Annotated in this window: 15 protein-coding genes; 4 read left to right on the top strand and 11 right to left on the bottom strand. The window is 50.5% G+C overall.

What is annotated here, in order from left to right:
- Positions 1-128 precede the first annotated feature (128 nt).
- The 3 genes from PSE_RS14995 to PSE_RS14985 are packed head-to-tail and all read left to right on the top strand — an operon-like array spanning position 129 to position 2,875.
- Entirely contained in the window at positions 129-1,721 is a 1,593-nt protein-coding gene (locus PSE_RS14995; protein WP_014285637.1) for an AAA family ATPase, read from the top strand.
- Positions 1,714-2,343: an HNH endonuclease gene (locus PSE_RS14990; protein ID WP_051125918.1), complete on the top strand. Its 630-nt coding sequence runs from the start codon at positions 1,714-1,716 to the stop codon at positions 2,341-2,343. Before PSE_RS14995 ends, PSE_RS14990 begins: the two co-directional genes overlap by 8 nt.
- A gap of 7 nt (positions 2,344-2,350) precedes the next feature.
- On the top strand, positions 2,351-2,875 hold the full coding sequence (locus PSE_RS14985; RefSeq protein ID WP_041768557.1) for a hypothetical protein: 525 nt from the start codon (positions 2,351-2,353) through the stop codon (positions 2,873-2,875).
- A 49-nt stretch (positions 2,876-2,924) separates the two neighbouring features.
- On the opposite strand, the gene PSE_RS14980 is transcribed toward PSE_RS14985, so the two are convergent.
- Positions 2,925-3,689 (bottom strand): hypothetical protein, encoded by a 765-nt coding sequence (locus PSE_RS14980; RefSeq protein ID WP_014285635.1) that lies wholly within the window; start codon positions 3,687-3,689, stop codon positions 2,925-2,927.
- Between the two features lie 389 nt (positions 3,690-4,078).
- On the opposite strand from PSE_RS14980, the gene PSE_RS14975 reads away from it, so the two are divergent.
- Positions 4,079-4,702: a hypothetical protein gene (locus PSE_RS14975; protein WP_014285634.1), complete on the top strand. Its 624-nt coding sequence runs from the start codon at positions 4,079-4,081 to the stop codon at positions 4,700-4,702.
- 38 nt (positions 4,703-4,740) lie between these two features.
- On the opposite strand, the gene PSE_RS27815 is transcribed toward PSE_RS14975, so the two are convergent.
- From PSE_RS27815 to PSE_RS14925, 10 genes are all read right to left on the bottom strand, one after another.
- Positions 4,741-5,784, bottom strand: a complete 1,044-nt coding sequence (locus PSE_RS27815) for a calcium-binding protein (protein WP_014285633.1) — start codon at positions 5,782-5,784, stop codon at positions 4,741-4,743.
- A 194-nt stretch (positions 5,785-5,978) separates the two neighbouring features.
- Entirely contained in the window at positions 5,979-6,329 is a 351-nt protein-coding gene (locus PSE_RS14965; protein ID WP_014285632.1) for a hypothetical protein, read from the bottom strand.
- Between the two features lie 73 nt (positions 6,330-6,402).
- Positions 6,403-6,906 (bottom strand): thermonuclease family protein, encoded by a 504-nt coding sequence (locus PSE_RS14960; RefSeq protein ID WP_014285631.1) that lies wholly within the window; start codon positions 6,904-6,906, stop codon positions 6,403-6,405.
- Positions 6,907-7,124: 218 nt separating this feature from the next.
- On the bottom strand, positions 7,125-7,346 hold the full coding sequence (locus PSE_RS14955) for a hypothetical protein (protein ID WP_014285629.1): 222 nt from the start codon (positions 7,344-7,346) through the stop codon (positions 7,125-7,127).
- Positions 7,343-7,849: a hypothetical protein gene (locus PSE_RS14950; protein ID WP_041768555.1), complete on the bottom strand. Its 507-nt coding sequence runs from the start codon at positions 7,847-7,849 to the stop codon at positions 7,343-7,345. The genes PSE_RS14955 and PSE_RS14950 overlap by 4 nt, the downstream gene beginning before the upstream one ends.
- Positions 7,850-7,882: 33 nt before the next feature.
- Positions 7,883-8,350, bottom strand: a complete 468-nt coding sequence (locus PSE_RS26750) for a D-Ala-D-Ala carboxypeptidase family metallohydrolase (RefSeq protein WP_014285627.1) — start codon at positions 8,348-8,350, stop codon at positions 7,883-7,885.
- A gap of 434 nt (positions 8,351-8,784) precedes the next feature.
- Positions 8,785-9,777: a phage late control D family protein gene (locus PSE_RS14940; protein WP_014285626.1), complete on the bottom strand. Its 993-nt coding sequence runs from the start codon at positions 9,775-9,777 to the stop codon at positions 8,785-8,787.
- Between the two features lie 3 nt (positions 9,778-9,780).
- On the bottom strand, positions 9,781-9,990 hold the full coding sequence (locus tag PSE_RS14935; protein WP_014285625.1) for a tail protein X: 210 nt from the start codon (positions 9,988-9,990) through the stop codon (positions 9,781-9,783).
- A gap of 19 nt (positions 9,991-10,009) precedes the next feature.
- Positions 10,010-10,438, bottom strand: a complete 429-nt coding sequence (locus PSE_RS14930; protein WP_014285624.1) for a phage tail protein — start codon at positions 10,436-10,438, stop codon at positions 10,010-10,012.
- Positions 10,439-10,482: 44 nt separating this feature from the next.
- Positions 10,483-13,632, bottom strand: a complete 3,150-nt coding sequence (locus tag PSE_RS14925) for a phage tail tape measure protein (protein WP_014285623.1) — start codon at positions 13,630-13,632, stop codon at positions 10,483-10,485.
- Positions 13,633-13,657: the final 25 nt, after the last annotated feature.

Genomic DNA, 13,657 nt, shown 5'->3' with positions numbered 1-13,657 from the left:
AGCCCCGTCACTTTGGCGGGGCTTTTTGCAATGTCTCGGAAGAACGCTGAACCATAAATGAATATGGATTGAATGCGGCACGCATCAAGAATATACAACTTTAAGTTTCTTAAATTTGGATTTGCCCGATGACATTTCGACTGCTTGAAGTTGAGTATCCAATCAACCAAGGAGTGACCACTCCACTTTTTCCCGAACACATTCACACTAGCAGTAAGCCAGTACTTAGTGTGAGCGACGTCGATCAAAGCGCCTATACCACCGCTCAGCTTTCAAATTTAGAGCAGCTGCACCACAATCAGTATACGGTAGTCATTGGAAGAAATGGTGCTGGAAAGAGTTTTCTGCTCACCTCAATCATTACCGCTTTTTTACATATCAGACTTCGGAACAGAGATTTAAACTCTCAATTTGGGACAGATCTCAGAAGAATAAAATACTATTACAATGGAAGTATTTATGAGGTCTTCTTCCAATATCCTTTCATTGTGAATGCAAGACGTGATGGGAAAAACGTTGATGCTTTTGATATACCTGTTCCAAGCAATATAACGGCCATAAGCAATGCGAGTCACAGCCGATTCAATAAACTGTATAATGATCTGAACCGCGGTAAACATCCTGACGATCGTATGGTTTTAGACATTTACAACAAATACGTTCACGCTCCGAGTTACAACATAACACCTGATTCCTTCAGTGGCTTTTTGAACCTTTTATTTAATCAGAACCTCAACATATTTCGCTTCTTAAGCAATAAAGAGAAACTTAAAAGGGTGTTTAACACACTCGGCTATCAGCCACACCTAACCTACACAGCTACTTTCTTTTCGGGAAATGAGTTTATTTTTGATGCTTTATTAGGAAACGAGAGTCCCTCATATAAGCTTGAGAAAATAAGAACTTACGAAGAAGAGCATAACAAAAATAGTAGCCTGATCGGAGGCAGTTATAAAAGCTCGATATTGGAACGCGAGGATATTGAACGCCTCTCTGAGCTTCTGCTAAACTTAATAACAGGCAAACGAGATGAAGGTTTCGATTTTAGGTCGAACTTCGATTGCAATTTTATGGATGATAACTGGGAGTCTGAGGCAATAGAAGCTCTCTCCACATTTTTGAGATTGGGCTTCCTTACTATTTCAGATATCGAGATTAATAAAACGGATGGTGGTTTAATCTCGTTATCTAATGTGAGTTCAGGTGAACTCACTATGTTCTCAAACATTCTGAATGTTGCTAGCACTTGGCACCAAGACACCTTGTTTTTGATAGATGAACCCGAAGTTAGTCTTCATCCAGAATGGCAGGAAAACTATATTTCTATTCTGGATGATGTTTTCGAGGACTTCCTTCCTGCTCAGTTTATTTTTGCCACTCATTCCCCACTCGTGCTTAGCAGTTTACCAGCCCAAAACTCGACGATCGTCAGTTTAGCAGGAGAAAACACGAGATCCATTCACGCAGAAGACATCACCAAGAAGTCAATCGATCAACTTTTGATCGAGGCATTTGGCACTGGATCCAACAACAATCTTTTTGTCAAAGAACGAGTTGTGAAGTGCCTGTCAATGCTTACGGACAACAAGCAATCTACGCCTGCATTTCAAAACTTACTAAACGAGCTGGAGCACATTCTTCCGTTGGTACCTGAAGATGAAGGCTCCAGAGAAATTATTGCTTCACTGCTAGCGCTAAAATCGGAGGGGGCAAATGATTGAAGAGGCCGTCTCGTTTAACGAAGACCATCGAGCAGTCATTGATGCTTATGAGAATAGTGATCTAGACAGCAACTACTGGGGAGCCGATGAGGTTAGACCGATTGTTGCAATTATCAGGGCACACTACTTGCGTCAGCAAAATGGCCGTTGTTGCTACTGTGATCGTGAAATTACAAACAACGCATTTGTACAGCATGTAGAGCACATTGTTTGTCGCAGTACAGACGCAAGGTTCATGTTTACACCACGTAATCTTGCTGTTGCCTGTTCAACCTGCAATGGGCGAAAAAACGCGAAAGCGGTTTTAACCCGAGAAGCAATGGTGGAGTACCCAAGGTCTAGTGGCGCATTCTCGATCGTGCATCCGCATTTTGATGAGTATGAAGAACATATCAATCGGATTGGAGACGACATCTATGCTCCGCTTACCCCAAAGGGAACTGAGACAATTAAGCTATGTGAACTTACTCGCTTTGTTGCGGAGCGCCTTGAGAGAGGAGAAACAATCGAAATGCAGCAAACTCTGAGTGATTTCTATGATGAGATAAATAATGGAAGTTATACCCCGGAGCAGAGCAAAAAATTAATGATGTTGATGATGAAAACTTTGAAGTTGGGGTAAGTAAGAAGTGCTCTTTACGCAACTAAGTGATGCTGACGAAAAATCTCTTCGGAAGTCGATTATTGTCTTAACGGTGATATCTTTTTTGATGGTACGTTATGATATGAATTTTACCCTACCAAGTGGTTTTGTATCTGAAACTGACGGAGAAAAAATACTATTTTTGTTGAGAGATAGCGCAGTTGTTCTCCTAATTATTCAGGCCTATTTACTGTATAAGCTATTTACAATTAAGTTTATTCAAGCATATGAAACACGCCTTAATAATTTATCTGAAGAATTCAAGAAGAATGAATCTGATAAATGGATAAAATTTTCGAGCGGAGACCTTGATGTATCGCTCGACGAAGATGCACATAATGCTAGGCTAGAGCAGTTAAACCGTGTTGTTAAAACGCAAAGGTCTATGAAGTTACTACGAAGTGCTTTTAGCTTGTTCTTCGAGCTTCTAGTGCCTTTTACTCTGGGCGTTCTATCAATTAATAACTTTTCTCAATTTGCAGAATGGAACATTATCTGGTCATGGATATAAGCATCCTGCAACCACAGCCAAACCACGTTGGCTGCGGTCTGGAGCAAAGTCATTTAAGCCTTAGAACATTGATGTGCTCAACTTCGTTGTCTGGCACTGCATGACCCTTGAGTGAAACCTGCCATTTGCTGTCATTGGGCTTCATGGAAATGGTTCGTTGGCTGACGCCGGAAGATCCATCAGCGCGCACATCACTGCAATCAATAATGCTCAGATACTGAGTGGCCCCCGTGGTGTGAAGCACCGTATCTTCCGCAACCACCATCACATGCCCGGTATCATTGTTTTGCTTTAAAGACCACGCCAGTATGGAGCCTCGCGCGATGTAAAACGGGCCGGTGTTGACCGTACAGTCATCATGCGCCGTGATGTTTTGCTTGATGAAAAACTCATCTGATGCCTGTGCGGCATAAACATTTGCGAGTTTCCTATCCCCCTTCGCATCAAGAGCCGCGCCGACACCTCCACACACATGAGAGACAACATGATTGATAAAGCCTGAGCAATCGGTGAGCACAAACGGTCTGTTTTCAATGATGCCAATGCATGGATTGCCCGGAGCTGCCGCCATGCCAAACACACCAACGGTTGAAACGGTGTAAGTGTCTTTGGTAAGAGACGTCAAAAGTGATTTGGCTTCTTTCAGCTGATCCGTGAACGCGTCAGTGGTTCTGAGATCATCGAGGCTCGCGATCTTCTCTCCTGAGCGGAACTTAAGATCACCATAAGCATAGACATTCAGCGTCTTCTCAGTGGCCAACACAAAACTTTGCGCACATTCCAAAACAGAGCCGTAATTGATAGGGAGTAACATTTCCAGTTTCCTTATTCTTGGTTTTTCTGGAGTTGTTGCGGTACTGCGGCCCAACCCTAAGTTTCGCCGCGCTCCCCTGCCAAGCCCTGTTTCAATCTAAGGTGTACATGCCTTTTACCTACACCCGCGCATTTTATGATGGTTGCATTTGTGTGTTTGAGAGACTTTTGAGCCCCTAAAATTTGAAAGCATGAGCGGATTTAAATGACGCTCATTACAAGCTCTGCAAGCGAGCGGATCTGCCCTGCTCCCAGTTGTTGGTAAGGCCAAAAGAGCGCTTTGGGTGAACCTTGATGCATGCAAGATTAATACAAGCTTTTTTTCAGAGTGGTGCCTGATTTTACGGCATCATTCATTTTCAAATGCCCCACTATTTTCTCGGAGGCGGAATGCAGATTGATCATTTAAGCCAGTATTTTAGCAATGGTTTTTCCATTGAGAACGGGCAGCAGGTGCATGCACAGCTTGTTACCTTTGAAGAGTGGATGGAACGCCCGGAGGTGCGGGACAGCTGGATCAGAACCACACAAGACGGCTTCGACAGAAACATGAAATATCTTGATGAAGCCACGGCACATTATCAGGCGGTTCAGGACATGATGCCCCGATGGATCCAGCAGGATAAAGAGCGTCTTGCCAAGGCTCAGAGCAATCTAGCGCAGGCACAAACTCCGGAAGACCGTGCCGTCTATCAGCTGCACGTGGACGCCGCGCAGAAGGAGCTGGATCATCTTTACGGTGTGAAGCGGAAAATGAACGATCCAGACTACAAGCTCGAATGGATGGAACAACGTGGCTACTTTGATAACGTCGCCCAGTTCCTGCCCGGTCAATCATCCGAGCAGGTCAAACAGTCCTATCTGGCCGGTGATGATCTGCGTAAAGACTTCAACGCTCTCGAAGCCCTTTTGACCTCAGAGGTTTTCCTACCCGCTCACGCTCTCACGCTTCCGCCGCCTATCGTTTGGAGTGGGGATTCCAGCAAACACGCAAATATCGGCCATCCGGCATAGACCCACCCAAAAATGATTTGGGTGGGTCCCTCTTATCATCAGAGAAGGAAGCCACTCAGATCATAACCTTGACCGTCGCTACCAAAGACGAAATTCACATGTTCCTCGCTGGTGTAAAAATCTGCTAAGATCACGCCAGAATTGAGCTGTCCATCTGCAAAATCATCCTGAGATGAAGCGAAGAGGTCATTGCCTACTTTGAAGAAGGCCAAATCAGCTCCGACAGTTTGCTCAAGTATGATCCGGTCTTGTGCTCCACCAGAGTCCCGAACGATTACAATGCCATTCTCATAGTGTTTGAGCTCGTCGTCACCAGCTCCAAGCTCGATCACTGCAGTGCCAGCCCGTGAGTGAATTATGTCATTGCCCTCACCCGCGTCGATGAGTGCATCCAGCCCATCGGTGAAGATCGTATCATTTCCTAAACCACCGGATATTTCGGCGTCGTTACCAATAGATACGATTGTGTCGACACCTTCTCCAGCATCAATGGTCGCATGAGTGCCTTTTGAAAGGATATAGTCATCACCTTCACCACCAGTGACTTTGTTTCTGCTCACAGCCGCATCCACGACAATAACGTCGTTGCCTGTACCACCATCAATAGTGTTGTTATTGCCATAGGATTCGATGTGGTCGTTGTCTGCTCCTCCAGATAGATAAGAATGAGCTCCCGTGGAGCTGACTAGCCAGTCGTCCCCATCACCGCCATAGAGCCTGTCAGTGCCTTGCGTACCTTTCTCATCGAGAAGATCGTTACCACCGCGGCCAAACAAGGTATCGCTGCCAGTTCCACCATAGAGGCGATCGTTACCGCTACCGCCATCCAGATAATCATCTCCCTGATCACCGTAAAGATAGTCATTGCCCTGCTCACCGTGCAGAGCGTCATCATCATCGCCACCTGACATTCTGTCGTAGCCGTAACCGCCTTCAATATAGTCTTTGCCTTCGCCGCCGTAGATCAGGTCGTCGCCGCCCTCACCGTAAAGCATATCATTGCCACCTAGGCCCCAAATTTCATCGTTTTCTTCATTGCCATGAATATCATTGTTGTTGTGATCACCGACGTGATAACCCATATCTTAACACCCATTTTAGAATAAAATAATTCAGTCAAATAAATCACTTAGACCAATATTCGACGCAGCATGCATATCTGATTCTTCCTCTGCGTCATTAATGTAATGTTTTCAGTAAATAAGGGCTGCACACGACGATGTTTTAGGATTTTTACGTATTGCCAAACCTTCGTACTAGAAGGTCGCCAAACGACTTAGCTTCCAACCTTTGGGATCTTGGGATTCTCACGCCAGCGCCGTGCAATCTTGACGAGCCCCTCGGACAGCGCCAAACCGCACAAGCCCAAAACAAACCCTGTAGCTCCTTCCACACTGGCGTCGCGTACGTTAGACCAACTGGAGATAAAGGGTGCAGCTATGGGCGTCAGGTGACCGGCAAATAAAGCGCCGACAATTGCTGTCCCAACAGTTCTTAAGAGCCAGAGGAGCCAGCCATCTTTTCGTTCCTCCTTTGAAGAAACAATTGCCCGCACCAAACCACCGAAGAAGCCTGCCGAAACATGTACAAGTTTAATTCCCAGAAAAGCGTGTAGTGGGTCACTCATTGTGCTTCCAATCTTCAAAAGAAAACCCGGCCTTTGGGGAGGCCAGGTCTAAGCATCCTTCAGGTATGCTTGCCTACTGATCCAGACACCAGGGCGCGGCCTTGGTGCCGCCGTCATAGGGCACCGCATGGTCGTTCTGGATGAGGAGCTCTGCCAGATCCCTGCCATCACTCAGAGCAAGCCTGCCGACGGCGCGACCAGCGTACTTGCCGAGCTTCACAGCAGTCAGCAACAGCGTGTCCTGTGGCTTTACATGGGCCTTTACAAACTCCGTGGCCTCAAGGCCCAATTGCTTCTCCCGCTGTTTGATATGCGCCGGCACATCCGCTGCCTTGCCGCCATAGAACACTGAGCAGCCCGTGCTGCGCTTCTCCGGCGTATCAACGCCCTCCAGCCGCACATCTACGCGCTTGAAGTCCAGCGGCCAGACTTCCACGTCCACACGCACGGTGTCGGCATCAATCACCTTGATGATCTTGGCGGTGTAAGGCCCGGGCAACGTCCGGCTCTTGGCCAATGCTTGCTGTGTGCCCGCCCAGATCGTCAGGCACAGGATGACTGTCAGAAGATGTTTCATGGGAACCTTTCAGAATTTGGCAAGCCGGTTGCTGCCATGTGTCGATCGCGCACACAGCCCGCCGCAGGGCCTGATAGTGCGCCGTGATCTGTCGCAGCTTTGAATGCCGCGGCAGGTTCTCCAGCTCCTGCGCAACCCCGGCGGAGTATGTAAGGCTGTAGGACTGAAGTGTTGGGGTTGGGAAGCGCCAGTGATAGCTTGAGGTAGGTTCGGGCGGATCAGAGCCCGTGCTTGCGCAGGCGCTCAGGCAGGTCATCAGGGCTATGCTCCAGCTGAGCCTGATGAGCGGATGCCTCTGCCGCTCTGGCCTGCTGTTCAAAGTCATGATGCACCTCCGTTTTGATGAGCTCATCGGTGCGGGCCTGCGTGCGTTTCTGGTCAAGGCGGTCGAACATCGCCTCAGCCAGAGCTTTGAGGACGAGGCGCAGTAACTGGCTCATGTGCTGCCCTGCCCGGTTGTCCGCGTGCCCTGCTGGATCTTCTGCAGGGTTTTGGGCCCCACACGTCCGGAGACGAACTCCGCCAGATCTGCAGGCTGTAGTTTGAAGTGGCGAATGGCGTCCGGTGCTTTTCTGGCCGCGTAGCCGGCAACTTCAGCCACAAGCCGGGATCTGGAGTGGATGCGCATAGAGGCCCGGTTGCCCTCATAGGCATCGGTCAACATCTGGCGCAGTTTGGAAACGACAATCTCTTCCAGAGTTTTGCGATGACGTTCATCCAGCGATACGCCTACGTATCGGTGCAGCAAGCGACCGGCCCATGCCAGAACGGCAGAGACGAGTGCTCCCAGCAATGCGATCAGCGTTGGCAGGACGGCATCTGCAAGAGGAGCAAGGTCGATGGTGTAACTGGCCTCAGTTGCCGCCCATACAGCGCTGGTAAAACTGAGAAGCGCACAGCAAAGGGCGCACAGGCCCATTGCAAGGGAAAAGATCCGTTGCATCAGAAATGTCCTTTCAGGATTGAAGTTGGATGATCAGGTGTTGATCCAGGTGGCGTTGGTGCCGCGCCCATCCACATGGACGAAACTGCGGTAAAGGCCGAGGCCTCCGCAAAACGCGCCGCGATCGCGCTGGATGTTGAGCCAGTCGAAACAGGCTTGCGGAGTGATGCCCGGACAGCTCAGATCCAAGGCGCTAAACTTCAGGTGCTGACTACGGGAGGCTCCACCAATAGCCACGTTGTAGACTGCGTTGCGGTAGGCAGAGAGAATGACAACCGGTCGCCCGAAGTGTTCTCTCATTCTATCCGCCATGGTGATGGCGGGGATAACATTGGCCCAGAGTTCTGGCGGGGGATCAGCATTGAGGCCGAAACCACGATGCCCCGGTGTCTCATGCGCCTTCCCCTTGCTCAGCAGCTCACGGGGTGAAAAATGGCGCAAGCCAAGGCCCTTGCAGAAGGCCTCAAAGCCTTCCACGCGCTCATGTTCAGTGATGTTCATGGGAACTACTCCAATAAAAAACCCGCCTCGGTGGGCGGGTGGATTAGTTGCGGATGACGCAACCAGGAGCTGAATAAACCTGCAAAATGCAGTATGTTGTTATGTGTGGTGAAGGGGATGGATGCCCCATCCCCACCACAAGGAGAAAAGCGAAATGAAGTTACAGCTTCTAGCAATTCTCCTTCAGATTATCGTGGGCTTGATGCTCCTAGTGAACATCATACACCATTGGTAACCTGAAGCCGGTAGTCCCTCTCTAGCACAGGGGGACTACTTGGCTTTCAATATAGGAGCACAATCATGTCAACGCAAGATAAACTGGCAATAGCCTCAATCGGGCTTTCCATCGTGATCCTAATTCTGATTGGGTTCAACTTCGGCTGGTTCTCGTAGCTCCTTGCTCTGAAAACTACGGTGAACCTGTAAAGCCTATACTATGCCGCCTTGGCCCTACCTTCAATTTCAGACACCAGACCACCGCCTTTTGAGTAGGTGTGCGTCACGCTTTCGGCGATGAACTCCAGCCCATCTACGCCAGGGCGAACCCCAGCAAAAATGAACGGTTGCCCCGCCAGAAAATCGGGCCTGCCTTCGATTGTGGCAGCTGCAGTCACCTCACCGCGCAAAAGCTCTTTCGCTCGTGCTTTGGCAGCTTCTTTTGCCTCGCTTTCTGAGCTGAAGGTCTCACGGATCTTGTAAGTGCCCTTCCCGTCTTTATCGCCTTTTGCCTCCACTCCAACGCGACGGGCTTTGTTCGGGTCCTGATAATAGGCTTTAATCGTCTTATAGCGACCACGGTCGCCAAACCGCACCCGGCATGAGCCTTCAATGATTTGGGCGGGCAAGATGGTTTGAACCGGCAGTTCTTTACCGCTTGCGCTTTTGCCTGTGCCTTTTTCAGCAAAAACGAGCCGGCCATCTTTGATCGCAAACAGCGCTCCATGACGCCGGGCAAGGCGCTCCAGAAGATGCATATCCGATTCACTCTGTTGACCAAGCCACTCATAAACGTGGGCGGCAACACCATCATCAATGACAGGCTTCAGACCATGCTCACCGGCAATCTGCTTTACAATGTCTTTGACGGACTTGTTATCAAAGTGGCGCTCTTTCTGGGTCTTCAGCTCCTCAGTCACATCTGCCCCCGTTCCAGGCACGTTGAGAAGATAGGGTAAGCACTGCACTTCAACTTCGCTGGCCGTATACTCACCTTTGTACACTAGGCCATGTGTGGCATAGCCCATCCAAACCTTGATCTTGGCTTTCGGTTTTGGCAGGGCGACAAAAGGCGGTCCATCCTCCAGCTCAAGATCAACAGTATCTGAGCGTGTTCCTTCCCGGTCCACCACACGAATGGAAATCAAACGCTGCAGAAATAGACCTGAGACCGGTTTGCCATCAATGGTAACTTTTACGCTTGGCCGCATGATCTAATCCCAGAGTTTGAGCGTGGCCGCTGTTCCGTTCTGACCTAGTACCGGCATGGAGATTTTGGTTCCACGCGGTACCATCCGAGCAATTCCCACAAGGTGCTCATTCTTGTTCAGCACCGCTTCAACACTGCCTTTTGTGTGCCCGTAATATCGAGAGCAGATCAGATCCAACGGACGATCCATATCCACTTCAATCAGTTCCGCCATAGCTGCCTCACAAACCGCGTTAGAAGATTGAAGCGACTGCCCCAATCACATTAAAAAAGCTACTTGGATAAGCCAGCAGCTCGATTGAGTATTCATTTTGCCCAGGCGTACCGATCCGGCTATGAAGGCTTTGCGCCTCTTCCACCCCTTGAATGGTGTGAGTGCCAAACACCCGGCCTCCAATGGAAACCAACATGAGTGGCACGCCCTGCTTGGCAGCGCGGCGCACACCATCAAGCGTTGTTTGCCCACCAAACTCCTGCGGGAACAAAACACCATTGATGCGGATGGTTTCAGAGCCTGGTCCCGTCCACTGCTGGGCATCCATGCGCCCGGCAGTTTCCAAAGTTGACCAACGGGTTTCCAGTGATCGTTCAAGCTCAGTGTAGCCAAAGCCGTGCGCGTGGAACATAAACGGCCCCAGCGCCATGGGAATAGGTCCAGCCATAGCAGCCCCTTCCAACTTGATTTTTTAAGAAGAAGGCTTCCCGCTTAAATGCCACCATCTGAGTGGTATTGACGGATCGCCTTAACGGTCTCACGCCCCACGTCTTTGCCCAGTGAGCGCGCATCTCTGCCACTGCCACCAGATACATGCACGTGAAGCTCACCAACCACTGGTGCACTGCGAGCTGACCCACCAGCCCCTTGCTGCTGAACGGCTGGAGGGGTGAACAAAGCCGCCTGTGCCGGTGGTTGAGGTAAAGAAAGACCAATGGGCATTGCAATCGCAGCAGAGGCCGCAAGTGCACGCATTTGCTTCAGCTGAGTGTTGTTGGAAACATACTGGCCTTTTTCGGTCCAGATGTATTCCGGCCCCCGCTCACCAACCAATGCTGGCCCTCGCCCTGTTACACCGCCCCTTGCAAAAGCCGGCACAGGCTTAGCCTGAGGCGTGGCCATTTGCACGGCCACCGCTTTAATCTGATCGGCCTTTTGTTGCAGAGCCTGGGCAATCTGAGAGGCTTGCAACTCCTTCTCCAGCTTTGCAATGGTTTGTGTCAGCTGGTCACGTGCCCTGGTCAGGGTCATGAGCTGAGATGCCTCTAAAGGCGTGCCCTTTACCTTGGCAATCTTATCGTCAATGAATGCCAGTTTTTCCTTAGCTGTCGCCAGGTCTCCGGAAAATGCACTCTGGGTTTTGGTTTCGCGTGGTCCATAGATCTGATCGCGGATTGCAGTTAGCTCTTTTGGTGTTTCCGCCAGCGGGTTATAGCGCTGCCACCAGTCATCACGTGTGGCCCAATACTCATCCTGCTTTTGCTGAAGCAGATCCGCCTTCTGACCAGCCTCGGCATGCGACGGAAATGCCTTTCCTGCCGCCCAATCAAGCCCATTGCCGGTGGCTTCAGCAACTTCCTTGTAAGCAAGCGCCCCGGTTACAGCACCGGTCAATTTCCCGGCCTTGCCGAGGAAACCACCAACTGCTCCCCAAAGCCCTTTTTTCCCTTTCACTGCTGAGCCGGACTTCTGACCAGAACCATCAATGCCCTCACCAAGCAACACCTCCCCTAGCAGACTGGAAGCGCGACGCCCCTTGATGGTACTGGTGGCCATCTTAAGACCAAACGCCGCAACCGTTGCAGTAGCAACCAGTGCAGTCAGTGCCCCGCCTACGGCAACCAGTCCGGCTACAACAGCTGCAATGGTGCCAGCAAGCTTGGCTTGATCCGGGTTCTCACGCACCCATTCACGAAGTGGAGCGAGGAACTCACGGATACTTCTGGAGACAGCCCGCACAATGGGCAGCATAGTCTCCCCAAACTCAGCTTTAAGAGCATAAAGCTCATTCACAAGCAGCTGTTGCTCGTTCGCTGTGGTGTCGGCCTTGGATGCATATTCCGCTTCAGCAGAGCCACGATAACCAGCATAGTCATCTTTGGGATCGTACTGGCCATCACTTTCAACCAGCTTGTATGTATCCTTCAGGCGCTGGACGTTTTTGGTCAAACCACCAAAGGCGTTTGCTTCTTCTCCAAAGAGCTGCCGCTCAATGGCGAGGCGGCGATACTCTTCCACCTCTCCAAGCTTTTCAACCACTTTGAGCAAAGTGCCAAAAGCATCAACCTGCATGTCCTTCGCAACTTGAACAGGATCAAGTCCAATCACATCAAAGGCTTCACGCTTGTCTTTGCTGAGCGTATCCGCGCCGGTCAGGGTCTTGGTAACGTTCTTAAAGGTGGTGGCAACAACCTCCGGAGCAAAATTACTCGCTATCATGGACGAGCCAAGTGCTAGTGTTTGGTTCTGAGTAAACCCCGCCTTCTCAAAGCTGCCAGCCACACGGGAGAAGTAGTTAAGCAGATCTGGTGCTGCCGAGGACGTCTGGTTGGAAAGGTGGTTCACCGCATCCACGTAATCGGTCAGGCCTTCAAGGTCGGTATCGAGTGCCGTTCTGGTCTTCGCCAGCACTTCACCGGCAAGCGCGCCATCAATATCAAAGGAAACTCCGGCCTTACCTGCAAGCGAGGTAAACTGCTGCAAATCTTCCTTGGCAATACCAGCTGAACTGCCAGCAGCCTGCAAGGCAAACAGCTCAAGCAGTGGCATGGCAATCTTGGTCGACATGTCGATGGTGGCTTGCTTGTACTTCTTTTCTTCCGCCTCATCGGTAAAGTTTGTTTTTGCCTTCACATCTGCAAAGGCGGCTTCTACATCGACCGCAACATCAACCGGGTTATACATCGCTAGCAAAGCATTTCGGCTGGCATAAAAAGCGGCGGCACCGCCAGCACCAGCAGCTGCTGCCTTAACAGCCTTACCCTTCATAGCCTGCTGCTTTTGCTCGCGTACCTGTGCAGCCTTCTTCTGCTGAGAGAGCTTGGTATTTTGCGCATCAATCGCTTCACTGGTTTTATCCATTGCAGCGGCGAGCTTACGCTCTTCAGCAGTCAGGTCCTTCACGTTCATGCCAGCTGAGCGCAGACCAGCCTTCATGTCTGTAAGAGACTTGGAAACCTTCCTGGTCTCTCTGGAGAGCTTTTCAGCACCCTCCTCGGCCTGGTCATAAGCCCGGCCAACTTTCTTAACTTCGCGCGTTGTGCTGGCAAGCTGCTTGGAAAGGGTTTTGGCTTCCTGTCCAGCCTCGTTAGTTTCAGTATTAAGCGCGGTCAGCTGTTCTTTCTGCGCAGCCCGAGTTGCTTTCAGGCCCTGCTCTTCTGCCTTTAACTCGGCAATAGCAGCTTTCAGGCCATCAATCGGCTCTTTGGCTTTTTTGGCTGCGCGCATCTGCTCTTCCAGAGCCTTTCGCGCTGCCTGATTGCTCGCCAGCTGTTTGCTGGTTTCAGCCTGCTGAGCTTTAAGGCGCTGCATGCGGTCAGCAAGCTGCCTCACCCGCTCACTTGCCGCTTCATAAGATCCGGCCAGTAACGCCGCCTGATTATTCAAACCAGCCAACTGTTCGCGCCGTCCTGAGAGCGTGTCGTAAGCTGCTTTGGTTTTGCTCTTCAGGCTGTCCAGCTGGCCTTCCAGCTTCTTGAAGTCGCCGAGCTGGTTCATTTTGCTGTTAAGGGCCTTGACCTCACGCACCCAGGGTTCAGAAAACTTCTTAGCGGCCTGCGCGCTTGCACCCGTGGCCTTTTGAAACTCGCGGGTCATATTGGAGACCACGCGCAGGTTCAATTGGGTTTCAATTTTGCGCATGGCGTGCTCCAGTTTGCTTCAATTA

Source organism: Pseudovibrio sp. FO-BEG1 (assembly GCF_000236645.1).
GTDB lineage: Bacteria > Pseudomonadota > Alphaproteobacteria > Rhizobiales > Stappiaceae > Pseudovibrio.
This window is presented reverse-complemented; position numbering and strand designations above follow the sequence as displayed.

Excerpts from the sequence above, each read along its gene's own strand:
- PSE_RS26750 (WP_014285627.1), bottom strand. The coding sequence starts at position 8,350 with ATGAACATCACTGAACATGAGCGCGTGGAAGGCTTTGAGGCCTTCTGC.
- PSE_RS14925 (WP_014285623.1), bottom strand. The coding sequence starts at position 13,632 with ATGCGCAAAATTGAAACCCAATTGAACCTGCGCGTGGTCTCCAATATG.
- PSE_RS27815 (WP_014285633.1), bottom strand. The coding sequence starts at position 5,784 with ATGGGTTATCACGTCGGTGATCACAACAACAATGATATTCATGGCAAT.
- PSE_RS14950 (WP_041768555.1), bottom strand. The coding sequence starts at position 7,849 with ATGCAACGGATCTTTTCCCTTGCAATGGGCCTGTGCGCCCTTTGCTGT.
- PSE_RS14975 (WP_014285634.1), top strand. The coding sequence starts at position 4,079 with ATGCAGATTGATCATTTAAGCCAGTATTTTAGCAATGGTTTTTCCATT.
- PSE_RS14995 (WP_014285637.1), top strand. The coding sequence starts at position 129 with ATGACATTTCGACTGCTTGAAGTTGAGTATCCAATCAACCAAGGAGTG.
- PSE_RS14990 (WP_051125918.1), top strand. The coding sequence starts at position 1,714 with ATGATTGAAGAGGCCGTCTCGTTTAACGAAGACCATCGAGCAGTCATT.
- PSE_RS14980 (WP_014285635.1), bottom strand. The coding sequence starts at position 3,689 with ATGTTACTCCCTATCAATTACGGCTCTGTTTTGGAATGTGCGCAAAGT.
- PSE_RS14955 (WP_014285629.1), bottom strand. The coding sequence starts at position 7,346 with ATGAGCCAGTTACTGCGCCTCGTCCTCAAAGCTCTGGCTGAGGCGATG.
- PSE_RS14935 (WP_014285625.1), bottom strand. The coding sequence starts at position 9,990 with ATGGCGGAACTGATTGAAGTGGATATGGATCGTCCGTTGGATCTGATC.
- PSE_RS14940 (WP_014285626.1), bottom strand. The coding sequence starts at position 9,777 with ATGCGGCCAAGCGTAAAAGTTACCATTGATGGCAAACCGGTCTCAGGT.
- PSE_RS14965 (WP_014285632.1), bottom strand. The coding sequence starts at position 6,329 with ATGAGTGACCCACTACACGCTTTTCTGGGAATTAAACTTGTACATGTT.
- PSE_RS14960 (WP_014285631.1), bottom strand. The coding sequence starts at position 6,906 with ATGAAACATCTTCTGACAGTCATCCTGTGCCTGACGATCTGGGCGGGC.
- PSE_RS14930 (WP_014285624.1), bottom strand. The coding sequence starts at position 10,438 with ATGGCTGGACCTATTCCCATGGCGCTGGGGCCGTTTATGTTCCACGCG.